The 21,963-nt window shown below is 45.9% G+C and carries 34 protein-coding genes; 3 read left to right on the plus strand and 31 right to left on the minus strand.

The features are described 5' to 3' along the window. Positions 1–233: 233 nt before the first annotated feature. The 21 genes from NFU03_RS12960 to NFU03_RS13060 all read right to left on the minus strand — a co-directional run bounded on the left by NFU03_RS12960 (position 234) and on the right by NFU03_RS13060 (position 12,198). The gene (locus NFU03_RS12960) at positions 234–677 is read right to left on the minus strand and encodes a GNAT family N-acetyltransferase (protein ID WP_251639313.1); all 444 of its coding nucleotides are present in this window, start codon (positions 675–677) and stop codon (positions 234–236) included. A 151-nt stretch (positions 678–828) separates the two neighbouring features. Next, positions 829–1,215, minus strand: a complete 387-nt coding sequence (locus NFU03_RS12965) for a hypothetical protein (protein ID WP_251639314.1) — start codon at positions 1,213–1,215, stop codon at positions 829–831. 43 nt (positions 1,216–1,258) lie between these two features. Next, entirely contained in the window at positions 1,259–1,762 is a 504-nt protein-coding gene (locus tag NFU03_RS12970) for a YhfM domain-containing protein (RefSeq protein WP_251639315.1), read from the minus strand. Positions 1,763–2,037: 275 nt separating this feature from the next. Next, positions 2,038–2,577, minus strand: coding sequence for a GNAT family N-acetyltransferase (locus NFU03_RS12975; protein ID WP_251639316.1), 540 nt, complete (start codon positions 2,575–2,577; stop codon positions 2,038–2,040). 144 nt (positions 2,578–2,721) lie between these two features. Next, positions 2,722–3,009 carry a hypothetical protein gene (locus tag NFU03_RS12980; protein WP_251639317.1) on the minus strand — a complete coding sequence of 96 codons (288 nt, stop codon included), beginning with the start codon at positions 3,007–3,009 and terminating at the stop codon, positions 2,722–2,724. Positions 3,010–3,129: 120 nt separating this feature from the next. Beyond that, entirely contained in the window at positions 3,130–3,504 is a 375-nt protein-coding gene (locus NFU03_RS12985) for a DUF805 domain-containing protein (protein WP_251639318.1), read from the minus strand. 83 nt (positions 3,505–3,587) lie between these two features. Next, positions 3,588–3,872 (minus strand): hypothetical protein, encoded by a 285-nt coding sequence (locus NFU03_RS12990; protein ID WP_251639319.1) that lies wholly within the window; start codon positions 3,870–3,872, stop codon positions 3,588–3,590. A 419-nt stretch (positions 3,873–4,291) separates the two neighbouring features. Beyond that, positions 4,292–4,831 (minus strand): GNAT family N-acetyltransferase, encoded by a 540-nt coding sequence (locus tag NFU03_RS12995; RefSeq protein WP_251639320.1) that lies wholly within the window; start codon positions 4,829–4,831, stop codon positions 4,292–4,294. Positions 4,832–4,997: 166 nt separating this feature from the next. Beyond that, positions 4,998–5,438 carry a hypothetical protein gene (locus NFU03_RS13000; protein ID WP_251639321.1) on the minus strand — a complete coding sequence of 147 codons (441 nt, stop codon included), beginning with the start codon at positions 5,436–5,438 and terminating at the stop codon, positions 4,998–5,000. Between the two features lie 41 nt (positions 5,439–5,479). After that, positions 5,480–5,920, minus strand: a complete 441-nt coding sequence (locus NFU03_RS13005) for an RDD family protein (protein WP_251639322.1) — start codon at positions 5,918–5,920, stop codon at positions 5,480–5,482. A 110-nt stretch (positions 5,921–6,030) separates the two neighbouring features. Continuing rightward, positions 6,031–6,390, minus strand: a complete 360-nt coding sequence (locus NFU03_RS13010) for a hypothetical protein (RefSeq protein WP_251639324.1) — start codon at positions 6,388–6,390, stop codon at positions 6,031–6,033. A 108-nt stretch (positions 6,391–6,498) separates the two neighbouring features. Beyond that, positions 6,499–6,933: a hypothetical protein gene (locus tag NFU03_RS13015; RefSeq protein WP_251639326.1), complete on the minus strand. Its 435-nt coding sequence runs from the start codon at positions 6,931–6,933 to the stop codon at positions 6,499–6,501. A 194-nt stretch (positions 6,934–7,127) separates the two neighbouring features. Continuing rightward, complete coding sequence (locus NFU03_RS13020; RefSeq protein WP_251639328.1) at positions 7,128–7,337, minus strand: hypothetical protein; 210 nt, start codon at positions 7,335–7,337, stop codon at positions 7,128–7,130. 110 nt (positions 7,338–7,447) lie between these two features. Beyond that, a complete protein-coding gene (locus tag NFU03_RS13025; protein ID WP_251639330.1) occupies positions 7,448–8,974 on the minus strand; it encodes an AMP-binding protein in 1,527 nt (508 codons plus the stop codon). Next, positions 8,961–9,845, minus strand: coding sequence for an SDR family NAD(P)-dependent oxidoreductase (locus NFU03_RS13030; protein WP_251639332.1), 885 nt, complete (start codon positions 9,843–9,845; stop codon positions 8,961–8,963). The genes NFU03_RS13025 and NFU03_RS13030 overlap by 14 nt, the downstream gene beginning before the upstream one ends. 95 nt (positions 9,846–9,940) lie before the next feature. Next, entirely contained in the window at positions 9,941–10,237 is a 297-nt protein-coding gene (locus NFU03_RS13035) for a DUF2087 domain-containing protein (protein WP_251639334.1), read from the minus strand. 216 nt (positions 10,238–10,453) lie between these two features. After that, a complete protein-coding gene (locus NFU03_RS13040) occupies positions 10,454–10,783 on the minus strand; it encodes a hypothetical protein (protein WP_251639336.1) in 330 nt (109 codons plus the stop codon). A gap of 79 nt (positions 10,784–10,862) precedes the next feature. Further along, positions 10,863–11,099: a hypothetical protein gene (locus tag NFU03_RS13045; protein ID WP_251639339.1), complete on the minus strand. Its 237-nt coding sequence runs from the start codon at positions 11,097–11,099 to the stop codon at positions 10,863–10,865. 56 nt (positions 11,100–11,155) lie between these two features. Further along, entirely contained in the window at positions 11,156–11,371 is a 216-nt protein-coding gene (locus NFU03_RS13050) for a hypothetical protein (protein WP_251639341.1), read from the minus strand. Positions 11,372–11,427: 56 nt separating this feature from the next. Then, the gene (locus NFU03_RS13055) at positions 11,428–11,757 is read right to left on the minus strand and encodes a PepSY domain-containing protein (RefSeq protein WP_251639548.1); all 330 of its coding nucleotides are present in this window, start codon (positions 11,755–11,757) and stop codon (positions 11,428–11,430) included. 45 nt (positions 11,758–11,802) lie between these two features. Then, on the minus strand, positions 11,803–12,198 hold the full coding sequence (locus NFU03_RS13060) for a DnaJ family domain-containing protein (protein ID WP_251639343.1): 396 nt from the start codon (positions 12,196–12,198) through the stop codon (positions 11,803–11,805). Between the two features lie 202 nt (positions 12,199–12,400). On the opposite strand from NFU03_RS13060, the gene NFU03_RS13065 reads away from it, so the two are divergent. The 3 genes from NFU03_RS13065 (at position 12,401) to NFU03_RS13075 (ending at position 15,178) form a co-directional block, all read left to right on the plus strand. Then, positions 12,401–13,402 (plus strand): LytTR family transcriptional regulator DNA-binding domain-containing protein, encoded by a 1,002-nt coding sequence (locus tag NFU03_RS13065; RefSeq protein ID WP_251639345.1) that lies wholly within the window; start codon positions 12,401–12,403, stop codon positions 13,400–13,402. A 220-nt stretch (positions 13,403–13,622) separates the two neighbouring features. Then, positions 13,623–14,471 (plus strand): ABC transporter ATP-binding protein, encoded by an 849-nt coding sequence (locus tag NFU03_RS13070; RefSeq protein ID WP_251639346.1) that lies wholly within the window; start codon positions 13,623–13,625, stop codon positions 14,469–14,471. Beyond that, the gene (locus NFU03_RS13075; protein ID WP_251639348.1) at positions 14,468–15,178 is read left to right on the plus strand and encodes an ABC transporter permease; all 711 of its coding nucleotides are present in this window, start codon (positions 14,468–14,470) and stop codon (positions 15,176–15,178) included. Before NFU03_RS13070 ends, NFU03_RS13075 begins: the two co-directional genes overlap by 4 nt. A 100-nt stretch (positions 15,179–15,278) precedes the next feature. On the opposite strand, the gene NFU03_RS13080 is transcribed toward NFU03_RS13075, so the two are convergent. The 10 genes from NFU03_RS13080 to NFU03_RS13125 all read right to left on the minus strand — a co-directional run bounded on the left by NFU03_RS13080 (position 15,279) and on the right by NFU03_RS13125 (position 21,818). Beyond that, positions 15,279–15,533 carry an NUDIX domain-containing protein gene (locus tag NFU03_RS13080; protein WP_309296274.1) on the minus strand — a complete coding sequence of 85 codons (255 nt, stop codon included), beginning with the start codon at positions 15,531–15,533 and terminating at the stop codon, positions 15,279–15,281. A gap of 15 nt (positions 15,534–15,548) precedes the next feature. After that, on the minus strand, positions 15,549–15,947 hold the full coding sequence (locus NFU03_RS13085; RefSeq protein WP_251639350.1) for a hypothetical protein: 399 nt from the start codon (positions 15,945–15,947) through the stop codon (positions 15,549–15,551). A 68-nt stretch (positions 15,948–16,015) separates the two neighbouring features. Continuing rightward, the gene (locus NFU03_RS13090) at positions 16,016–16,183 is read right to left on the minus strand and encodes a hypothetical protein (protein ID WP_251639352.1); all 168 of its coding nucleotides are present in this window, start codon (positions 16,181–16,183) and stop codon (positions 16,016–16,018) included. Between the two features lie 355 nt (positions 16,184–16,538). Beyond that, positions 16,539–17,114: a nucleotidyltransferase family protein gene (locus NFU03_RS13095; RefSeq protein WP_251639354.1), complete on the minus strand. Its 576-nt coding sequence runs from the start codon at positions 17,112–17,114 to the stop codon at positions 16,539–16,541. Between the two features lie 62 nt (positions 17,115–17,176). Continuing rightward, positions 17,177–17,380, minus strand: a complete 204-nt coding sequence (locus tag NFU03_RS13100) for a hypothetical protein (RefSeq protein ID WP_309296275.1) — start codon at positions 17,378–17,380, stop codon at positions 17,177–17,179. A gap of 100 nt (positions 17,381–17,480) precedes the next feature. After that, complete coding sequence (locus NFU03_RS13105; protein ID WP_251639356.1) at positions 17,481–18,836, minus strand: M1 family metallopeptidase; 1,356 nt, start codon at positions 18,834–18,836, stop codon at positions 17,481–17,483. A gap of 419 nt (positions 18,837–19,255) precedes the next feature. Next, on the minus strand, positions 19,256–19,837 hold the full coding sequence (locus NFU03_RS13110; protein ID WP_251639358.1) for a GNAT family N-acetyltransferase: 582 nt from the start codon (positions 19,835–19,837) through the stop codon (positions 19,256–19,258). Positions 19,838–20,051: 214 nt separating this feature from the next. After that, a complete protein-coding gene (locus NFU03_RS13115) occupies positions 20,052–20,450 on the minus strand; it encodes a VOC family protein (RefSeq protein WP_251639360.1) in 399 nt (132 codons plus the stop codon). 153 nt (positions 20,451–20,603) lie between these two features. Continuing rightward, positions 20,604–21,338, minus strand: coding sequence for a hypothetical protein (locus NFU03_RS13120; RefSeq protein WP_251639361.1), 735 nt, complete (start codon positions 21,336–21,338; stop codon positions 20,604–20,606). A gap of 135 nt (positions 21,339–21,473) precedes the next feature. Continuing rightward, positions 21,474–21,818 (minus strand): hypothetical protein, encoded by a 345-nt coding sequence (locus NFU03_RS13125; protein ID WP_251639362.1) that lies wholly within the window; start codon positions 21,816–21,818, stop codon positions 21,474–21,476. Between the last annotated feature and the right edge of the window lie 145 nt (positions 21,819–21,963).

The following is a 21,963-nucleotide window of genomic DNA, read 5'->3' on the forward strand; positions in this document are numbered from 1 at the left end:
TTTAAAAGGTGTATTGGTGTTATAACTGCGGTAAACTAAGGATATACTAAAAAAGACCGGGTGCGGCTAACACCCAGTCAATGCAGCTGACATCCGCATGAAGTGCGGTCGGCCTGTAATACGAGAGTTTTTACAAAATAGTAACTACCCTGCTTACTGGCAAAGTTAGCGGAGGGTGGTTACTTTTTTCTTTTGGTGAAAAGCGCAATTGTAGGAAAATGCCGGTAATTCGTTCAATTCTGCAACAGCATATCGACGTGAGGGATATCGTCCTCCAAGTAGGTATCGGAAACGGGCTTGAAACCGAAGGAGCCGTAAAAATTACGTAAATAATCCTGTGCCTGAATTTTGACGCACGTCTCTTGCAATTCATGCTGAACGAACTCCAATCCCCGTGTCATCAGCTCTTGCGCAAGCCCGCGCCCCCTGTATGCCTTCTTCACGAATACCCGGCCAATGGACGTTACCTCGTACGAAACCCCCGCAGGGACAATGCGCAAATATGCGTGAATCTCGCCATTGTCCTCTTTGAACAAATGATAGGAAGCAGGATCCTTCCCATCCACCTCCAAGTACGGACAGTTCTGTTCAACGACAAACACCGATGTCCTCTCTTGTAAAATCGTGTACAGTTCTGTATTCGTCAATTCCTCAAACCGTTTCAACTGCCAATCCATAGTCCTTCACCTCGTGTTTCGTTTTGACGTCTGTGGCAGTATACACTATTTCGAGGCGACGGGATGATTGGATAGCCTCTGCTTTTATTTTGATCAACGGGGTGCCGCAACTAATAACTACTTGATACTTGTGCCCGTTAGCTGAAGAAGGTTATCGGTCCACAACTAAAAATTGGTTCTCTTTTATGGCGTAGGCACCATGTTTCCTTGAAAGCACAACGGTTTTAATGGCATGTTTTTCATTAGCAAATACTAATAAAAAGCGATCATCAAGTATATCAATTCCACCATTGTCCCCTTTAAATCGAATATTCATTGCATCTTTAATTGATTCATCTGTTGTATAAGGTCCAAATATACCGACTTGAGCCCATTTAAAGTTAGTTATATCTGTTAGATCAATTTGTGATTCTCCTTTTTCTAAAAGGTCGTCAATTTCTTTAGCTAAATCCGTATCTTGACTAGCTTGATTTGCAAATAAATTAATGATTAAACCGATAAAAATTATAAGGAAGAGTAAATAAATGCCCTTTTTCATAAGTCTCTTTTCTCCCTATCATCTAAACTTTACAAACCTTTAATCAAACGACGCTAGATAGAGAGTGTAAGATTCCCCAAGGCTTACTTTCAGGGACATTTAAAGACCATGTTGCACTATATTTAGCCCGTTGCAAATGGGTCCAATTCGCTTTCCGCCATCGCGCGCTTGAACGGAAAATGTCGTTTAGATTTTCAACTGAACTATCTATTAAAGAATATATCGTGTTAGTATCTTCAACATCCATGATTGTTCCACTTTCTTGACTTAACCAAAGAAAGTATGTTTTCTCTCCTAATTCAACTTTATATTCGGGATCCGTGATATCCACTTTTCCTCTTTTCTTCTTAGCACTCCTAAAAGCCTTTTCAAATTGCTTTGTCGCCATTGGTTCTGTATATATAACTAATGAATCCTGTTTAACTTCAGAAAAACTCTCCATTTCATAAATTCTTACTTCCTTAACCTCTGTTATCCCTTTGCTACAACCACCTAGAGATGGCATAAAAGCAAAAAGGAAAACAGATATAAATAACAACTTTTTCATGAATTACCCCTCATTCATATTAGTCGTGATATCATACAAAAAGTTTCATACGCATGTCACGAAATGGCCCGTTTGTAGAAAAGGACGACAAGCACTTTCTTGCAAGCAAACACGCCCGATTGATGAATATTGTTATTGATATAAACTGCTCTACATTACGGTTCATGAAATCATATACTTTTTTGCAGGGCTAATATTTTGCTTTTTTGCATTTTTGTTATTGACTTTGCATGATTCGTCTTATACTGTATGATGCATTATTCAAATTGTTAGCTTTACAATCCGAGTCTGGCACCTACTTCTGCATACTCGATATCTTTTCTTTCTGCATTCCAATCCCCCCCTGTTTGTCCATCCCATATCGCTCCTGTTTCAACGAAACCGACAGACGCATACAATCCTCGTGCAGCTGCGTTTGTCATCCAATATGATAGAGAAACTGCATCGGCTTTTCCTTGTGGAAACGACTTTATGTATCCAATAACTTTCTTCATGGCTTGCTTGCCAAGTCCTTTGCCCTGATGCTGTTTATCAATCATAAAGCGATTAAGTCCATAAGTGACTTCATCTCCATATTTTTCACGTAAAATTGAACTTTCCGCCAGCTCGTAAAATCCAATATCGACATATCCTATGACTTCATCATTGTGGCATATGGCGAAGATCATAGGAGGCTTTTCGTCGTTAAGTATCCTCACATAAGCTCTAGCCAAACAATATATGCTCGAATCCACATTTCCTTTCTGCTTATCTGTTAAGCTTAACTCCAACACTGCCTCAAAATTATCGTGGGTGATTTTTCTTAACTCAATCATTTTCTCCCTACTTCCGGTAGATTCTTTAATTCTTTAATTCACTCCTCGTTATCAAAGTATCCTGGCCCGTCAAAAGCACTGCCTTTAAACTGAAACTGCGCCCGATTGAGCAAGTAGATTACTTTATATTATTCTTTCCAACCTTCAACGCTGAATGTCTTCTAACACCCGACGATTATTTTCATTGTCTGAATATGTGACAAAATAATCCACCTCTTCTTCGATAATGTTCCAAACCATTTTCTCTTTAACCACTATCTTGAACGGTTCTTTTTTGTTTGGTATGTTCGGATTATATCCCCTGATCCAACACTCCTTGTTGTTCGACTGACCTTTTTCAATCACAACAAACGACGAGGAGGTTGATGTCTCTCCGCAGGAGGCGAGTATTAATGTGCAAAGGATGAGTAAAAGCAAAATCGACTTTTTCATAAGTTCTCCCCCCTCTGACTAAATAATGCTCATAATAATCCGGCCCGGTTACTCAATAGACGCAAATCCATATTCCAAATACTAAAGACTATGCGCCGTCCCAACGACTTTACTCCGTCACTAAAGGCCATCCGAATACTCTTTCGGATTCGGTCCGTACTTATTCGCACCCGGCGTACTATCCAAAACAGTGAAAATGAAAAGAACAATTGAACCGACCAACGGAATGAAACTCAACAAGATCCACCAGCCCGTCCTTCCCGTGTCATGCAGCCGTCGGATTAGTACGGTTACGGATGTAATGAGTGTTAGGAGAAGGAATACTGCAGACGTTACACCGAGATCCTCATCCAACTCCCACCCCATAACGCCATCAACTATCACAAAGATAACGCCTATGATGGATATAAATAAGGTGTACATCCAATATTCTGTCCTTCTCGACCTACCCCGTATTTCAAAAGTCCTCTTAAATGCTGCCCATATATACTCCATTGCGATCTCTCCTGTCGTTAAGCAGACATGATCCTCTGTTTAAAATCATAGCTGTTAGTTGCAAACTAAGATCAGCACAATCGTCATTTCCCTTTTTTTAACTCTAATAATATGGGCACGATATTTAAGAACACCGATAGAATCGTCAAAACCCATAATGCGGTTTCCATTGTAGGCACCACATCTAATAAAGCAGCCCAATCTTCTGCCTTTACCCAACCGGACACCATACTGTATTCTGCAGCAATTGTTAGTGCGGTAAACGATATTCCCATTGCCATTGCTAACTTATACTCTTTTCCTGTTCCATACAGATAAAGATTCATACAGGTTGCTACTATTGCGATGAGACCAAACATTAGCCACATATTTCCCTCTCCATTCACATTGAAAATTCTTACTTTTCAAAACGAAGAAGACTTGTGAACGGTTTTAAAAGTGTAACTAGATGGATGGAATTAGGCATAACGCTTCCTCCACGACTACACCCGTTAGTAATCGTAACCTATTGTTTGCGAAGCAGTGGTCCACATAATAATCGTAAACGAAATAGTGAGCCAAACTGTATTGGTTGTCGTTTTTTCTTCTTGCTTCACTTTTTTCATGATAGAAACCAAATTTAAACAAAATACAATACACCAGATAGGCATTAAAGGCCATCCTATCCAACCAAATAAAAAGATTAATACAAGCACCTTTCCACCGCCTTTTTAGTTGTTATAATTATATATCAAATTTGTCATTTTTAAATTAAGTCAACTTCTTACCATGCCTTCTTTAAATGAGGTCAATAAAGGTACCCCAATAAATCCAAATCTCCTGACGCCCAATTTTCATTGCCTAATTTCTTGATCATCAATTCATTGTTGACTTCCATTCCAATTCCGTATGTCGTTTGCTTTACTTCGTCTATTTGCAGCCACTTGCAATTGTTTTTAGCAGTACTATATCCATTTTTCAAATACAGGGCTGGATTGTCCGCAAATAACAGAACAAAATCGATGTTTTTCCCTTTGCAAAAGTTATCGATTTCAGCAAGAAGGAAGGAGCCAATCCCTTTGGAGCGATGTGCTTCCGAAACACATAAGTCAATTACGCCGAGTACCCGTATCGGTTTTCCGTTTAAGGACATCACTCGATAATCTGCGCCTACTTGTCCCATCACTTGCTCATCCTCGTCAGTAATGATGAATCTAAAGTGGGGCAGCTGTTTATAGTAACTCCTATCTGTCGGGTACATTTCTCCAAAAGATTCTCTTAGTAATTTTTGTAAGTCCTTTTCTAATTTTCCATCAATATCATATTCCGCTACTTCCACAAGCTTCATGTACTGCCTCCTAATACACTCTAGTTATACCTTTGCAATTTTGCTTGACGAATAATTGTATGGATTTAAAAATCAGGAACTTCTCGCAAATTGGGCGGTTCATATGTGCCAATTAAATGGCTGCAGCAATTCAACAGACAGCTGACGACTTCCATGCCTGCACCCGCTAATCCCAACAGTTGAAAACCACTTCTCCGATCGTGACAATTTTCCAATAACGCACTTGCGTTAGCTCGATCTCTGCCAGGTCATGCGCCGCCGGGTCAAAGGCTCCGTTAAGGAATTCAGCGTCCAACACTTGGTAGTAGGGACTTAATTCAGCCGTAACCCCGTCACAGTCTATAAAATGTGTATTAAGCTCACTGTCATACGCAGCGAGGGCGGCGTAGGGGAAGTATTCATGAAGCAATATGGCGAATTCCTTGCCATCCTTCCGAAAACCGAATCGGAAAAAATTTATGGAATACTCCGGCAGACTGAAGTGCGTCACATCGTACTGAAGCTTCCTGACGATTTCATTGCCCGACTTCTTGAAATAGGCGCCGTCCATCGGATTCAGGACGGCCTCTTCATCCAGAAACCCTGTAATGTATTTTGGTAAACGCATGGTCTTCCCTCCCCTTCAAACAGACTGTGCCAGATCGACACTCATACCATACGGCTGCCCTTAAACCGCTCGTCGTATCGGACATATGTCCCGGCGATGAAGTCATGGATTGCCCGTTTGTCTTCCCGGAAGATGACCATGAACGCACTGATGATATTCGAGAGACCGAACGTGAGATACGTGAGCAGCACCTTCCCCACCACTTCGCGCAGCAGCATATTTTTCAAGCTCGGTGCCTGCTCATCCATCTGTCTGATGTTAATCTTGAACAGCCATTTGCCAAGCGTGTAGCCGCCCCACACGAGAGGGACGAGTGTCAGATAGGCAGCGTCGATCACTTGCCATGTCACGCCTGCAGCCTGGTCAACTGAAAACACGCCGCTTTTCACATACATTACAAAATTGACTGGAAGAAAGATGAGAAAGAAATCAGTCAGGGACGCCAACAGCCGTTCCGTGAATCCGCTTGGTGTTCTGTTCATGGATGAGCTCCTTCACAATAAATTGATTGTACTCTTGAATAGAAATATCACAGAATAAAAGAGAGCACAAACACGACAATCATGTTCCTTCACCAAATTATGTATTCATCTTAAACTAGTCTTACTGATTCCGGATTAAATGCTACGAAATGAGACATCCAGCAATCAGAACACTCTGTACCAATTTCATGGTTATTTAAGCAAACTCTATTCATTCCATCACAACCATCATAACCGCAGCACCCATTTAACCTCCCCTGATCTGAATGAAAGTTTGAATTGATTACATCCTTACTATTTATAATAAAACAACCCTTGTCTCGTGGAGCGAAATACTCGTCATTTGCAACTATATAAAAACTTTCAGGCATTAAATCCTGACCATCAGTTTTGTTCAGCAATTTTAAGTCTTGCAGCTCAATTACTTGTTTGGAAACATCTAAATTGCATAATTTACAAACCAGTTTCATTTTAAAATCCTCCTATGCCTTGTTTACTAAAAATCCGTTATAACCGAAGAATCCACCCCCGCTAATCCTAGCCGATCAACAGATTCTCTCTAATCCCGTTCGATAACCTCACAACACACCCCGCATAGTCATAGAAAATCTCACCACAAACAGCATTTCCCCGCCCAGTAAGATAAGCATCAGGACGCTTGCAGCAGAAGGGGCGATGAAAAAGAGCACGATCGTCAAAACAAGCAGGATCAGCAGCAGTCCCGGCAGCTTCTCGAGGTGCGACCCATTCGAAGCGTCAGCACTTCCGTCATTTCGGATAGCGAGCACCACTTCGTGAAGGATGTAGAAGATCACCATGAGCCCTCCGACTGCCAGCGCAGCCAGTGTCAAGGCGGCAGCTGTTGCGGCACCGCTCGTCAGGGAGATCGTCTGAATCGAATGCCCGACGCCGTTCAATAGCGCAAATCCAACACTGTCCACAACCATGACTGCAGCGGCAGGCAGCAAGCGGCGCACCCTCGGCAGCGGATCGCCCAATTGCCAAAGGCCCAAGCAGATCATTCCATACCCCAGCGCGTTCGTTGCGTAGAAAAAGACACCTGTATCCAGCAGCTACAGATTGGTTTTTGCAAAAACCAGCAGGACACCTATTATAAGCAAATTCATCATAACCCCTCCTCTCTTACTGTTCACATTTGCCATCAGTAGGTCACTCGGCTCACGACTAGTTTTAATATAAGCCGTCTTTAACCAGAAGAGTTTTTACGAGACTGCAAATACCGCACAAAGCAGTAAACAGCCACACAGACCGTCGAGAACATGGCCATCTTAAATTGAAAGGGTACCCCTGTATTTTCACCAAGCGGTCCGGTTTTCGGCTGTTGAGTATACAAAATGGCAACCGCCACCGCGATGAACAGGCCAACTGAGCTCAATAGATAAAACATTTTATCCACTCCGCCCGCCTCCTTAAAAGATTGGACTGACTCTTCAGTCTGAACTGGTTATCTGCCGACCGTTCTCCTTACTGAATTCCACGCATGCGAAGCTTCCGCAGACAAAGGATTCACTGCAACTCTTCTCTCAACCTGCGCCTATCGGGTTTACCGAGTGCCGTATATGGAATCTGACGCATGATGATTCGTTTAGGCATGTGATAGCGGGCAGCTCTGCCTTCCAGCCAAGTGCGGATCTCTTCCGCTGTAAGCGTATCGAAGAGCGGTTCGATGACGGCGCATAGGCGCTGCCCGAACTGTTCGTCCGTCACCCCGATGACGGCTGTTTCGCGGACGTGGGGATGGGTGCGGAGCAAGGATTCCAGTTCGGCAGGATGGATATTCTCGCCTCCTGAAATGATCATGTCATCAATCCGGCCACACACGTGCAGCAACCCGTGCAGGTCTACATAACCGAGGTCCCCGGTGCCGATCCATTTCGTCCTCTTGTTGGCCATCGACCAGCTGTTGATCGTACAGATCTGTCCGATTTCACCAGGAGCCGCCTCATTCCCTTCCGGATTAAGCACTTTCAGCCTGCCGCCACAGATGTTCCTGCCGACGGTCCCGGGAGAGAGCGCCAATTCTATCGGCGTTGCGATACAGGTAAGTCCTGTCTCGGATGTTCCATATAAATTGAATAGGACCGGACCGAGCGCCGCTTCTACATTTCGGATCACTCTTGGATGCAGCGGCGCACCGCCGGAAGCGATGCACTTCACGGACCGCAGATTGTCTGCACTATACGCGAGCAGCCGTTCCGCCATCAACGGAACAACAGTGATGACTTCTACTGCGTAAGTCCGGATGAGGGTGCTCATCCGTTCGGCGCTAAACCCCCGGCTCATCACGACTGTCTTCCCGAGAGCAAAAAACGACAGCAGGATCGCAAACCCGTAGCCATGATAGAGAGGCGTGGCGATCAGGACATTGTTGTGACGGGTCAGCTTCAGTTTTGTAAGCAAGCCGAGATAAGGATCAATATAGTTGAAAAGGGAGGGCTGATGAGTCACGGCTTTCGGCACTCCGGTCGTTCCGCCTGTCAGCAGGACGAGACGGCCGGCTGCCATCCGTTTTCGTTTTCGTATGGCAGGAGTGTTGCTGTTCCGACGGGCACACTCTCCAATATGGACGAAACTCGCTTCGTGTTTGGGAAATAGGTCTGCCAATTCCCTCGAGTTGCAATCATGGATCAATAGATCGAATTCATGCCGTTGCAAGAGGGTACCCAACTGGTTATGCCCCATATCGGCATTCAGCAAGTAGATATCCGCGCCGAGGCGGGATACAGCAAACATCGCGGTCATCATTGCTGCCTGGTTACAACAGAGGAAAGCCACTTTCTGTCCGCGGCAGATGCTATATTTTGCCTCCAGGTTGTCTGCGATGTCTTCGCTCGTTTTACGGAGCTCTGCATAGCTGTATTCCCCCGCGTCGTCGATGAGCGCCGTTTCCTCTCCATACAGCCGTTCTGCAAATTCCAGAAGCATCATCAGGTTCACGCCATGCTTGGCAATACTTGAAGACAATCCGACAGCTCCTGCAGGCGTCCATACCCCCATCTCCCGCATCAGCCGTGTCAGCTTAGCGATCGGCATCTCGCGACCTCCTTCCCCTTCTCCAGAGCAGCACTTCTTCGATTGGCCGTCTGAACAGTACGGATGCCAACTCGCCCGGCGGCAGCCACCACGGACGCCACGCTTTCTGTTTCGAATACATGGAGCGTGCAATCATTTTCGCGACATGCACCGGGGTCATCGCTGGCATCCGGTCGTACGCCGTGGTCGGCCGGATCATCTCCGTCCTGACGAGCGGCAAGTAGAAGGTGGTGACCGAGACGCCGGACTGCCGCAGTTCGATGGACGATGAACGCAGCCAGCTGTCGAAAGCTGTCTTGGAGGCCTGGTAGGCGGACCAGTCCGGCATGGGGAGAAGTCGGGCATTGATGGTGGAAACATTAACGACCTGGCCCTGGTTCTGTCGAAGGAGAGGAAGTACAGCAAGCAGCAATCGGACAGGGGCAAAATAATTGATCGCCATCGTTCGCTCGAAATCGTGGAACCGGTCGAGCGACGCCGCAAGGGTCCGGTGGATGGAAAGCCCCGCATTGCTCACGAACACATCCAATCCGGCCGGCAGTGCATGGATTACATCGATTAGCCGGTCAAGATCATCCGGCGCCCGGAGATCTGCCGTCACCACAGTCACAGTGGCAGCCCCTGTCGCCAGAGCCCGTTGGACGTCCAGCAAACGATCCGTCCGTCGGGCTACCAGGATGAGGTGGACTGGTATATCCCGTAATAGGTAAGCTACCTGTTCACCGATGCCCGAACTCGCCCCTGTGATCAAAACCGTTTTACCTCGCAATTCCTCAGTAAGCCGTTCAGGTCGAAAACGGACAGACGGGAACAGCAGTCGTTCCAGCAGCGAGTAGGAGGGCATCGGTTGTTCAGCAGATGATACGGGCATAGGGGTCATCCTCTTCATTCGTCATTATCTGAAAAGGTTCCAGGTGAAACAGCAATTGGTATGTACGGTCGATAATGATTGCTTTTTGATTGCAGTCATTCGACAATAACCCAATACTCCCGGCAATCACCGCTGCGATCCATGAAGCGATAATCGATCAGCGCCCTGCGGATCAAAGCGAAATCCTCATAGACCGGCTTCAATACGTGGTTCACCTCTTTTTCGGTATACCGCTGATCAGCTTCAAAGCGCTTGATAATCGCACCCAGAACGACGAGCTTCCGTTTCTCTTTGCTCGGAAATGTATCCAGCTTTCCACCTGTGCCCTGCTTGAAATAATTCGTCAATATCTTTTCTTTTTCTTCATTTGTGATCACAGTTAGTGTCTGCATGTCGGCCTCCTTTCTGAGAAATGTCTTCCTGTTTTCATTAGTAGTCCGTGTAACTTAGAATGCCATCTCATCAATTCGTGAGCCATTATCGATCAGCCTCTAAAGAGACTTACCTGTCTCAATGTAGATACTCCTCCGGCTACAGACTCGGAAATTCGAGAGAATTCAAGCGGAAACCCACGTCCCTATTCACTCCTCTGCCTCAACCAACTTCCGTCATGGCTCCTGAAAACCGACCGTACCTATGAAAACTAGAACCCCATACAGCATCAATCCAACAACATGCAAGGTGACTAGCGTGACGCGTGTCGTCCCTTTCACACCGAACAACCCTAACAGAATTCCTAGAACGCCGATGACACCGAACCAGAAAAGGCCTTGATCGAGAATCGTGTTAAACAGCGCTTCGTTCCAGAACAGTGATCCCAATAATCCTAAACACATCATAGAAAGAATAGATAGAAGTTTCTTCCAAACCGCACCGTTGCTCTTGGTGATTCCATAACTACCGAGAGCCAGAGAGACCATCGCTGCAACTATAATCAAAGCTCATTACCTTCTCCCCAAAGAATTGAAAATTATTATTTTCATCTACTTATTAGTCGTATGTAGGTTCAGTATGCATTCACCAACCTATCCTCAGCAAAACCATTACGGCCGCCAGTGCGAGAAAGCCGAGGATCCTCCTGAGTGAAGTTTTCCTATCCAAAAAGACTATGATCAGTGCATAGCCCGTCGTCAGAATCCAGAATGCAGCATCGGGCAGACGGAGCAAGTAGACCATGCTGACAATCGCCAAAATCATGACAAAATGGAAACCGTCCCATTTCTCGGATCGCTTCTCTGCCGTGTCGTTGCGCATCCTATTCCCCCTCGTTAAGTTTAGTTAAAATCATTATATTTGAGATGAAAACCAGATCAGTTATACGCTTTAATAACTTTATGAACACCGAACAGAACCGTTCCCAAAAGCAAGACGGTGACCCCGTATGCCCAAATGCTCCCCGCCCCTAACACAGCAGTCAAGATCGTACTGAACGAAGGGACTCCCACTGCATAGACAGCTGGCAACCCGACTGCCGCCGCCAATATCCCGATAAAAAACAAAGATAACTTCCGATTCATCTTGATCATTGGATTCACCCCTTTCTTCTTCAAACGCGTCCCACTTATTTATGGATTCTTGCGTATCAATTCAACAATCCCCACATCTCTAAAAACTTCCCCGTATATGCGTCGATCACTACCGTCGGCTCTTTGCCATTATGGTTCACTGTCACTTCCCACTGTTGCCGATGGAGCAATGTGTTCCAAACCCCTCGGCGCGGACCCAGTTCGGCTGTGAAGTTCCCCCAAGGGACGTCTTGAAATTCATTTTCTTCAAACGCCCTCTCCCATTCCATCGGAATATGTTGCAAATGCTCTTCTGCGCGGATGATCGCCTCATCCGTACTTAGGATTGGCGGTTGGTACATATATAAGAACACCATCACCGCAATACCTACCAATGCCACTGCCACTTTTTTCAACTGAACACACCCTTCGTTCCAACTGCGGTCTCGCAGTTATTCAACCGACTTCCGTTCAGCCGCCCGTTTAACGGTCTCCATCGAAACGGGACCTTTCTGCATCGGGCGCGGACATGCGCGGTTGTATTTGACGACTTTTGCGTTGATCGCCTCGAGACGGGCGTCCATATCCACCGTGATGCCGGCTTCCCAGTAGTCGGCAAGGGTATGGACGTCATCACGGATCTCGTCTTGCAGGACGATCCAGTTCGGTTTGTAGCCCGCGTCTTTTGCAATCCGCTGGAAGTGCTGCAGTGTGTCTCCGGAGAAGTACTCCCGCGACAACGGCTTCCCTTTGCCTTTCAGATCATCCATTCCGCCTTCTTCCCGATGCTTCTTCAAGATATCCCCCATCAGATCATTGTACGGCTCCCGATCCTCGTGTTTGCTCATACCCGTCCTCCTCCTATCCTTCAACGTTCCGAATGTTCGATGAATTCTAGTTATGCATCCATTATATCCTATCGGCCACCTGTATGGAGAAATTTTTTCCAACATTCCTTGAATTTATTGAAATTGGACATTTCTCTTCTTCCTCTCCAACGGCCTGTTATAATACCTCTAGACACTTATTGACCGTCAGGAGGTTCGGCACATGGTTTTGGAATTCAAACAAGCGGAAAAGCGGGTGCATGATTCAGTCCTGTTCCCGCCGTTCGACCTGGTTTTGTCTGCAGCAAGCGTGACGGCCATCCAGTCGAGTGTGAATGTTCGCGAGGATCTGTTAGGACTGCTGTGCGGACAAGGAAGTCTTTCACATGGGGAATTAAAATGGGGAGAACATACCCGTTCAGGCTTCTGTTTTCTCGAGCCTGGCTTGTATGAGCGCCTGTCCGTGACGGAGATGCTCCGGTTCACCCGACAGCTGCATAGTTCCAGTGAGCCCATTGCCTCGGCGATGCGCCAGCTTCACCTGGAACCGATCCAACACGCGAAGATCAAACGGCTTTCGTATTCCGAGAAAAAGCGTGTTCAGCTCGCCTGCCTGGTGCTGCAGAACCCTTCTGTCTTTATCCTGGAAGAGCCGGACCAAAATATAGACCTGGAGTCCAGACGGATCTATTTGCGATTGCTGCAGCAGCTTAAAGAGGAGAAGAAAACCGTGCTCATCCTCACCGGCAACCTGGAGAGCGCGGTGACCGCAGCCGATCACGTATACAAACTCGATGACTCTGGTCTTCATCCGGTCCAGCTGGAACAGGATGTACCCGATACCGCGACGCTTCTCGATAGCGAAGAAACCGTAACACCTGTCCGGTTTGAAAAGATCCCGACGAAAGTGAACGATAAGATCGTCCTGTTCAATCCTCCGGAGATCGATTATATCGAAAGCAGCGAAGGTCAGACGTTCTTACATATAAAGGGAGAGTCCTTTCCTTGTGTATTCACATTGACCGATTTAGAGAATCGGCTCATGCCTTTTGGATTCTTCCGATGCCATCGTTCCTATCTCGTCAATCTGCAGAAAGTCCGTGAAGTCATTACGTGGACCCGTAACAGCTACAGTCTCGTTCTCGACGATCCGACAAAAACGCCTATCCCCCTCTCTAAATCGAAAATGACAGAGCTGAAAGAGATGCTTGGATTGAAATCATGACGAAGATTGCAGAAAAACCGATTATTTCCCCGGAAATAAATCGGTTTTTTCTAACAGCTGCGTACATTCCCGGCAATACAACTGCTCCATTCACCGAAACTAGTCTCCATTCGTCCGCTTCTTGGCTCTTTTCACTCCAAATCAGCTGTATTGCAGCAATCCCTGCCGTAGTCTAGTAGTGCAGACAACGTTCAGCAACCTAACGAGCAGGAGGATGAAAATGGAAACGATTATTGAAATGAAGCACGTTGAAAAACGATTTGGGAACGAAACCGCCTTGGCGCAACTCGACTTCCATGTTAACCGCGGGGAGATTTTCGGGTTTCTCGGTCCGAGCGGTTCCGGGAAAACGACGACCATTAAGATCTTAACGGGCCAGCTGCTGCCGACAGGAGGAAACGCCAGTGTCTTTGGCAAGTCCGTCTCCAGTTTGAAGCAGCCTGTCAATCGAAAACGGTTCGGTGTCCTCACCGATAACAGCGGTTTGTACGGCAGGCTTTCTATCTATGACAACTTGAAGCTGTATTGCGACTTATACGAGGTGCCGCGTACGAAGATTGCGGATGTGCTGGCGATCGTCCAGTTGCAGCACGAACAGCAAAAGAGGGTCTCCGCCCTGTCGAAAGGAATGCGTCAGCGTGTGGCACTCGCACGGGCACTGCTCCATGAGCCGGAGCTGCTTTTCTTGGATGAACCCACTTCAGCGCTTGATCCGGTCAATACCCTTCATATATATGATGGACTGCGCGCCTTGAACGACCGCGGCACTACCATTTTTCTGACGACCCACGATATGCAGGAAGCCGAAACACTGTGCGACCGAGTCGCCTTCTTGAACAACGGACAGATCCAACTGATCGGATCACCGGAAGAGTTGAAGAAGCAATTCTCAGACTCGACACTGACAGTGGCATTGAAGAATGGGGAATCCATTGCACTGCCATCCGGTCAGGAGGGTGCCCAGCAGTTGTTCGACTACATGAAGGAAGATCAAGTCGACACGATCCACTCAAATGAGCCGACGCTCGGTGATATCTTCATACAAGTGACAGGGAGGAAACTAGCATGACCATTTCTTGGAAACGAATACACGCCATCTTCATGAAAGACTACAAGGACTTTTCCCGCAACTTGGCGGTCTCACTGATCATCTTCCTGCCGCCGGTGCTGGCCGCCTTCTACAGCCGGACCGGCAACGGCGGTTCAATTGAGACCTATTACATGGTGATCAATATGGCGTTCGGCATGGTCGCCGCATTTGTCCAAAGCTGCCTCATCGCCGAAGAAAAGGAAAAGAACACGCTGCGCGGCCTGATGCTCTCTCCGGCGAGTACAACGGAAATCCTGATTGGGAAAAGCTCGCTTTCCCTCGTGCTGACACTTCTGACCATCGCACTCAGCGCTCTTTTTTCAAATTATCGGCCGGCTAATATAGGTCTTATCGTGCTCGCACTTTTCGTATCGGCGATCTTCTATATTGCACTCGGCACAATGGTCGGTCTATTCGCTAAGACTGTCATGGAAGCATCGCTCTACGTCACGCCGATCATCCTGCTCTTCTCGTTCGGCACCATGCTGCCACTATTGGCCGAACAGTACCCGGCCTTGCAAGCGACGGCCTACTTACCGAATATCCAATTGCTTGAAATCGGAACTAAGGTCGAAAGGGGTGGCAGCTTTACAGATATCCTGCCCCAGCTCGCAGTCATCCTGGCCTGGGGAGTAGTAGCCTCATTTGCCGCTGTCAGTCTTTATAAAAAACGGTTGATTGATTAAGTAAGGAGAGACCTGGATTGAAGAACGCAGTGAAATTAGCAGTAGGTGTGATTGCAGGGATTCTAGTAGTGGTAGTAATCAAAACGGTGTTTGGCTGAAGCTAGACAAAATTAAAACCTGCATAGAAAGTATTTACATTCTGTGCATGTTTTTTCGCTTCCTCTAAAGCTCCCTGTATGGCCGCCTCTTCAAAGGTTTCTCCCAGTTCCATGACACCGCCAGGGATGCACCAATTGTCTTCATCTGTCCGATGCTGCAGTAAAATCTTTCCTTGCTGTTCGATGAGTACGCCGCAGCCTACTGTGAACAGTGTTTCCTGTCCGATCAACTTACGCATGTCCTTGATGTAATTCATAATCCGTTCTCCCTCTCATTCTCCCGTCTTATCCATCCTTCTCCTGTAGTTCATGAATAACCAGCTGCATACCGCAACGATTGCACCCGCCGTCAAAAAAGGAACAGTGACAAGAACTGACACTTTCCCAAAAGGAGCGAAAATCATCAATCCTGGCAGTAACGAAACCAAGAGACATCCGGCAAGGAATAGAAGTAACAGGTTGTGCTGGAAGCGGCGGGCGATTACATACACAATGACAAAATAGACAGGCACTATGATCGAATACAAAGCACTTCCCCACAACAGCACAAAGCTCACATCATTCCAGATTGACTCATCCCATACTAGCTGCAAGACCAGACCGAAAGAAAGCACGCCCCCGAGAAATGAGACAATCGGTGTCAAAATGATATATATACTTGTGATGATCATTATTCGCAGCCTCTTATCCCCGGAAGGAATTGACTGGATAACCTTCTTGTCTCTCTTATCCAACCGTCTCACTCTCTATCTATCCCCCGCTTCTCCCCATTCTTCTTAAGGGTCGTATTGATATTGATAAGCGCCATCAAGATGAAACCAAGCATGATGAACGTCACAATTTCGCCAGTGAAAAAGGAGACGATTCCTAAAATCAGTGCATAGACGCCGTACCACTTATTGTCCATTCGGTTTTCCTCCTATCCGCTTGTCATATGATATAGTCATACATGAATTCTAGTTTTCTCTCTGGTTCACATACTCTCTAATCTCATCAATCTTTTTATCCATTTCATCTAATTTCTGTTTGGTATGCATCATGAAGTTCGCAACACGTGTGATTAAATAAATGATAATAATAAAAAGTAGTAAATCTAGAATAGCGCCGAATGCATCGATATCTACTCACCTCTCTTCAGTACAAGCTTTCTTATTTGTAAATACATTACACCGCTAATCCATTTTTAAAAATCTAGTTAGTTTACAATTACGCTCAATAAGTAAGTTCGAAATTAGGCACCTCTCATGGACAAGACGCCCCACTCATTTACACATCTCTTCTATCCTCACATTCCCCCACTGCAAGTTCCACGCTTTCTTGGCTACGCGATCTTGATACAGCTTTAGACGCTCTGGGCTTTCCCGGAAATATGGAGTCGGTGTGACCCGCATCTTGAGGACGTCTTCAACGCCATGCGGAGCTGCCAAAAGTAATTGGTCTTGATCATCCATTTTCACCCCCAGTGCCGTGGCTGTTTCAGGAAATTTGGATATCGCATCGAAGGAAGAGGAATAGGGAGAAACGTTGTTAGCAAGGTGCATCCTGGCCTGGTTTTTAACAGACCACGGCTCTCCCGGATGCAAGGTATTCAGCATCTGTTCCATTCTCTTTTCTTCCTTTTCGTCCAAACACGAGGTGTCATAATAGATCACGTCAATATCAGGCAGTGACGTGCGTTCCTTATAATGATGGAGCGTGTCCCACACTTTCGAACGGACAAAACCGGCACAGACCCACCAGTCGGGCAAGTTCAGTGATTGAACGGTCGCTAGAATGGTCATCATCCATTCATCGTCACGGAACAGTTGTAAAATCTCCGTCTCTCGGTTTTCTTCCATGGGCACGGCCTCCTTCCCCTGTATCACCTACCAAGTGACGGTCTTTCAGTTTTTTTTGCTCATTAAGTTCCTAAGAATTGTGGGTGAAGCACGTTCTCGATCACTTGTCCTTCCAAGGAAACACGATACGCTTTCGCTTCAGGTCGGGAGCTGACGATTTTACTGATCGCTTGTTCTTTGTAGTGAATGGCAACACCATCATCTGCGGCTATGCCAGGCTGTATTTTTTGTTCTCCCTGGCCATGACGAATAAATACCAACTTCACTTGATCACCACCCTTATAAGCACAACTTGATATATTTTGTACACATTGCAATTTCTAAATTTCAATCAGTCTAGCTTAATTGCGGCATGCTAAGAGCAACCTAATGATGCATCTCCAACCACGTTGTAAATTCAGAGTCGTCTTCAAGGTTATAATAAGAACAAGCGAACCTAACGAATTCTTTAGAATCTACTTCTTTATATTTGTAGAAGTCATAATAGGATTTTAAAAACTTTTCTGCTTCTTCTAATCCGCCTCTGTCTTTAAATAACAGCCAGAGCATTGTACTGGCTTTACCATAGACATGTGAATTATTCTCGTATTGATCGAGCGGTAGGTTTACAGGTAAATCCGTGTCCTTAATTAGTCCCAGTCTATCTACCATATCGTCATAAAAAATTTCGTCTCCAGATTGTGAGTAATGAAACATCTCTTCAGCGAATGAGGTAAAGCCCTCATCCAACCAAGCCTCATGATACGGATCATTACTAATAATCCCGTAAAACCACTGATGTGCTATCTCATGAACAACCATATTTTTAACGGCTTCATCGCGAACAGTTGAACCATAAATAGAGCCTGCTGTCACAATACCTGGATATTCCATACCGAGCCCGTCTATCACTATATCCAATTGATTAAATGGATAGGGTCCCATTATCTCTTGGAAATATTGTAATGAATCATTGGCTATCTCGATAATCTCCTTGTACAAATTCTCTTTCTCCTCAAATCCAAATACTCGAATGTTTACATCTCTCACTTGTTTTTCAACAACGACCGGATCTTTCAATATAGCAATAAATATTTCTTTAACGTTGTTTATTCTAAATTCACCGGCCTCCTGACTCGGATAACTTTCATTCTCTCCTGAAGAGACGAAGGTGTACGTTTCGGGAATCTCATAAGTTACTTTAAAATCACTAAACCCGGTGTGGTACGTTTCTCCTCTGAATCTATACTCTTCCTTATTCCACTTCTGATCCCGATACGTTGCAAGCATAGGGTAAAATTGAGCTAAATGAAAATTGTCTTTGTTCTTTGTAAATCGCAGTCCTCCAACCGGCAAGGTAAGTTGATAAGAAAACTTTACAACTACATTACCTCCGGGTGTAATGGTATTAGCTAACGGCATAGACAAAGTGTCTTGATTTAACGTAAACTCAGTTGATTTATTATCTACCGAGACATCTTGTACCTCCACAGTAGCTGGAACATCCAAAGTCTTCCCTAACTGTTCTGAAACCTCTTCCGTGAAAATGTTAGGTATGAAATAGAAGACTAATTCCTGCCATGTATCTTCTGAAGTGTTTGTTATCTCTATTTTCGTCTCTATGTCGAAATTCCCGTCCGCATCCATTTTTAAATCAATATCGTAAAGGCTTTCGTTACCAGATGATAGCGATTTCGGTGAAAAGCTCTCTTTTTGTATATTGTTTTCAACTGAAGTTGTCAATTTTTCCGATCTTTTTTGATTATGTCTTAGAAAAATAAATGTTAACAATAAAAGAATCAAAAGAAACATTAAAAGCATAGCTCTCTTCTTAACTGTCGACACCACCAATCTATTATTTGTCTCGTCGTTCATTACTATTCTTGAAAGGAATAGGAAATTACTTCACAATCAATTCTTACTCGCTATCCACAATCATAAATCCCCAAAATTTTTTTCATCTACGAGAATGTTCTTGCTCCTAAAAGCTCTTAATAAAAGTTTCGCTTTCTGCTTCTCACCACGAATTGTCCTTTATCCTGCATTTCTCCAATCATTTTTTTCCAACCGATCACGAAGCTGCTAGTAAAAAAAAGCGTTCCAACTGTAACAATTGGAACGCTTTCCTTAGCTATTCACCGGTATTTCTGCATGTACGCCTTCTACTCCAAGTATTTCTCAAAACAAACACATTCATGGATTCGCTGGTGTTTCGCTTGGAACTGTTCAATTTCCGTCCCTGTGTAATGAGCGCAGGCACTCACAAGCCTCAAGTTCGGCACGTCACTTTTAACACGGCCACTCAGCTCGTCCCCTCCGAAGTACACGTGATAATACGCATCGACCAGCTGGAAATCCTGCTTCCGATACCATTGGCGGACCCATTCATCATCCCGCGTCCAAGCTTCCAGCCGATTCAGGCCAAGAGCTGCAGCCCGTTCTTCAGCAGCCGCTAACAGTTGCCGACCGATACCATGCCTTGAATAATCCGGGTGAACAGCGATATGCCAGATCATGCCGCCCAGCCCTTTCCCTCTCGAACAGACAGCGCCTTCTTCAATCTCATACTCCACATCAATCAAGCCCACAATAAGCCCGTCTTTCTCAGCAACCAATTCAATTGCGAGAGACTCATAATGTTCCTTTTGGGGCAGTACGTTATCGAAATAAGCCGTCTCCAAAAAGGCCAGCGTCCGGCAGCGCACCCACCCTTGTTCGTCACGGGGTTCATATTCACGGATCATATCTTTTTCCTCCTGAATGCAGGAACCGTGCGGGTCATCGGGGCATTCTAACGCACGTTCCTTAAAATGCAGGCACCCCATATTTGCCGATTGTCCATTTCATCATGCAACGCCCCCTTTCGCAGATTAGGAATTCATTATAACAAAATTCCGTTTTCTTTCAATGAAGCCTTATGTAGCTTCAGTTTTTCAGCACAGCTTTGAAGGTCAACAGTCAGTGTGGGGCTACCAGTTCCACCTTTATCCGATCCGGATCCTCGAAGTACACGGCATAGTGCGCCTCTCCACCAGCAAACGGATGCTTCGTCCCATACAAAATCGGGATGCCCTTGTCTCTCAGCTTGTCCGTGATTTCGTCCACATGCGCACGGTAATCTCCCCAGAACGCCAGATGGTTCAGACCGACACGCTTTCGATGATAGGGGATATCCAAATACCGCTCTTCCGCCTGGACGAAGACCAAGTACGTGTCATCCAGTTTCCAGCTTTTCCCCTGTTCCCACTCCTGGAACGGTTCGTACCCGAGCTCCTCGAGCAGCCATCCCCAAAACTCCGCCGATCTCCTCAAGTCCGATACATACAATTCAATGTGATGCAGCAATCCCTTTGGCACTTGCCATCGCTCCTTTTCCTAAAAGGTACCTGTGCGCCAAACATTCACGTTTGTTTAAACAATCACGATTGTTTCACGCACAGGCACCGGTAATTAGGCACCGGTAATTCAGTTAACCGGTATGTTAGTATCCATTCAGGAAACGTCTTCTTCTTATTTTGCAGCTGCACTTTCCAAAATGTATTTCCGGACAATCTCCAGCATTTGCTTCTGTGTAGCCGCGTCATTTTTTTCTTTATCGATCATGAAGCCCGCGTGGTAGATGTGACCCTGATAATATGCGTAAAATTCATTGGCAGCTGTTGCGACCGTAACAATTTGTTCGCCGTTCTCTTCGTAGTAGGTGTATAGCAATGCACTATCTGTCGTAAGGACTTGCTGATAGATCGGAAGCCCGTCCGCCAGTGGGGCTTCTATTATCTGATTCCCGACAGTATCGACGTCCTTCGTGTGCTGATAAGCTTTCAAGGGATTGTCCTTCGATTCCGCAACGGAAATGATCAAAAAGTTCTCTACGTCGTCATATTCGTCTTTCCCCAGAAAGCTGACTTGGGCTTCGTGGACGATTTCGCCATCCTTTTGCTTCGACGTGATCAAGTAGGCGTCTTCTTCATCTATGTCGAATGGCAATTGTGACGCTTCCACTTCGTGCACTACCGGTTTCACCTGATCGGGAAACGTTTTCTTTGCTTCTTTTACGGAAACCGGTTTGTAGTATGTAAGATGTTTCCGTTCTTTCAGACCATCGTACGAATGGAAATACTCGCTGTAAGCAACTCCTTGTCCGGCTGTCTTCGCAAGATTTGGTGCATCTGTAGAACAGCCAGCGGACATGACGCCCATGACGAGCAGCCCAATCGCCGCGAATGATTGTTTAGTGAAATTCATATATGTCTCCTCGCAGCTCATTGATTTATAGGTACCTGTGCGCCAAACATTCATGTTTGTTCAAACAATCACGATTGTTTCACACACAGGTACCGGTAATGCAGGTACCGGTAATGCAGGTACCGGTAATGCACATTACTTCCTTCCATATTTCTCTGTGTTGACGGCTTTGCGGTGCTTCCCCTCTTCCTCGATGGCGATCATGTCGTCAGGTGATTCACCGGGGATGGCGTAGAACTTGGTCCCTTTCCGGTATGTGTTCGAGAACGTACCTATATAGGTCGCTTCCCGATCGGAATAGACGGTCACCTGGCCCAATTTGTCCCCAACCTCTTGGATATACTCGCTATCGACTTCATACATATCGCCCTGCCAGACGATGAAGCTGCTGTTCCAGTCTTTACCGGAGGATGTGCAAGCAGCGAGCAGGCCCAGCAATGAAACCAGAAAGAATAGCCAAGCCGTCCACTTCACTTTCATTTCATTCCCTCCTCAGCCTGGAATCCTATCACTTAAGAAGCTGCATTCGACAGACAAAAAACAGTACGATCGTAATCGCATACAAATATCCTGTTTTCACTCTGTGGTGTGTATCCTCTGCATTCATCGCTGCTCCCCCTCATCC

Source organism: Sporosarcina sp. NCCP-2716, assembly GCF_023707985.1.
Taxonomy (GTDB): domain Bacteria; phylum Bacillota; class Bacilli; order Bacillales_A; family Planococcaceae; genus Sporosarcina.

Bases quoted from the DNA above. Each gene is read 5' to 3' on its own strand.
- NFU03_RS12960 (WP_251639313.1), bottom strand. From the start codon at position 677: ATGGATTGGCAGTTGAAACGGTTTGAGGAATTGACGAATACAGAACTG.
- NFU03_RS12965 (WP_251639314.1), bottom strand. From the start codon at position 1,215: ATGAAAAAGGGCATTTATTTACTCTTCCTTATAATTTTTATCGGTTTA.
- NFU03_RS12970 (WP_251639315.1), bottom strand. From the start codon at position 1,762: ATGAAAAAGTTGTTATTTATATCTGTTTTCCTTTTTGCTTTTATGCCA.
- NFU03_RS12975 (WP_251639316.1), bottom strand. From the start codon at position 2,577: ATGATTGAGTTAAGAAAAATCACCCACGATAATTTTGAGGCAGTGTTG.
- NFU03_RS12980 (WP_251639317.1), bottom strand. From the start codon at position 3,009: ATGAAAAAGTCGATTTTGCTTTTACTCATCCTTTGCACATTAATACTC.
- NFU03_RS12985 (WP_251639318.1), bottom strand. From the start codon at position 3,504: ATGGAGTATATATGGGCAGCATTTAAGAGGACTTTTGAAATACGGGGT.
- NFU03_RS12990 (WP_251639319.1), bottom strand. From the start codon at position 3,872: ATGTGGCTAATGTTTGGTCTCATCGCAATAGTAGCAACCTGTATGAAT.
- NFU03_RS12995 (WP_251639320.1), bottom strand. From the start codon at position 4,831: ATGAAGCTTGTGGAAGTAGCGGAATATGATATTGATGGAAAATTAGAA.
- NFU03_RS13000 (WP_251639321.1), bottom strand. From the start codon at position 5,438: ATGCGTTTACCAAAATACATTACAGGGTTTCTGGATGAAGAGGCCGTC.
- NFU03_RS13005 (WP_251639322.1), bottom strand. From the start codon at position 5,920: ATGAACAGAACACCAAGCGGATTCACGGAACGGCTGTTGGCGTCCCTG.
- NFU03_RS13010 (WP_251639324.1), bottom strand. From the start codon at position 6,390: ATGAAACTGGTTTGTAAATTATGCAATTTAGATGTTTCCAAACAAGTA.
- NFU03_RS13025 (WP_251639330.1), bottom strand. From the start codon at position 8,974: ATGCCGATCGCTAAGCTGACACGGCTGATGCGGGAGATGGGGGTATGG.
- NFU03_RS13030 (WP_251639332.1), bottom strand. From the start codon at position 9,845: ATGCCCGTATCATCTGCTGAACAACCGATGCCCTCCTACTCGCTGCTG.
- NFU03_RS13035 (WP_251639334.1), bottom strand. From the start codon at position 10,237: ATGCAGACACTAACTGTGATCACAAATGAAGAAAAAGAAAAGATATTG.
- NFU03_RS13045 (WP_251639339.1), bottom strand. From the start codon at position 11,099: ATGCGCAACGACACGGCAGAGAAGCGATCCGAGAAATGGGACGGTTTC.
- NFU03_RS13050 (WP_251639341.1), bottom strand. From the start codon at position 11,371: ATGATCAAGATGAATCGGAAGTTATCTTTGTTTTTTATCGGGATATTG.
- NFU03_RS13060 (WP_251639343.1), bottom strand. From the start codon at position 12,198: ATGAGCAAACACGAGGATCGGGAGCCGTACAATGATCTGATGGGGGAT.
- NFU03_RS13065 (WP_251639345.1), top strand. From the start codon at position 12,401: ATGGTTTTGGAATTCAAACAAGCGGAAAAGCGGGTGCATGATTCAGTC.
- NFU03_RS13070 (WP_251639346.1), top strand. From the start codon at position 13,623: ATGGAAACGATTATTGAAATGAAGCACGTTGAAAAACGATTTGGGAAC.
- NFU03_RS13075 (WP_251639348.1), top strand. From the start codon at position 14,468: ATGACCATTTCTTGGAAACGAATACACGCCATCTTCATGAAAGACTAC.
- NFU03_RS13080 (WP_309296274.1), bottom strand. From the start codon at position 15,533: ATGAATTACATCAAGGACATGCGTAAGTTGATCGGACAGGAAACACTG.
- NFU03_RS13085 (WP_251639350.1), bottom strand. From the start codon at position 15,947: ATGATCATCACAAGTATATATATCATTTTGACACCGATTGTCTCATTT.
- NFU03_RS13090 (WP_251639352.1), bottom strand. From the start codon at position 16,183: ATGGACAATAAGTGGTACGGCGTCTATGCACTGATTTTAGGAATCGTC.
- NFU03_RS13095 (WP_251639354.1), bottom strand. From the start codon at position 17,114: ATGGAAGAAAACCGAGAGACGGAGATTTTACAACTGTTCCGTGACGAT.
- NFU03_RS13110 (WP_251639358.1), bottom strand. From the start codon at position 19,837: ATGATCCGTGAATATGAACCCCGTGACGAACAAGGGTGGGTGCGCTGC.
- NFU03_RS13120 (WP_251639361.1), bottom strand. From the start codon at position 21,338: ATGAATTTCACTAAACAATCATTCGCGGCGATTGGGCTGCTCGTCATG.
- NFU03_RS13125 (WP_251639362.1), bottom strand. From the start codon at position 21,818: ATGAAAGTGAAGTGGACGGCTTGGCTATTCTTTCTGGTTTCATTGCTG.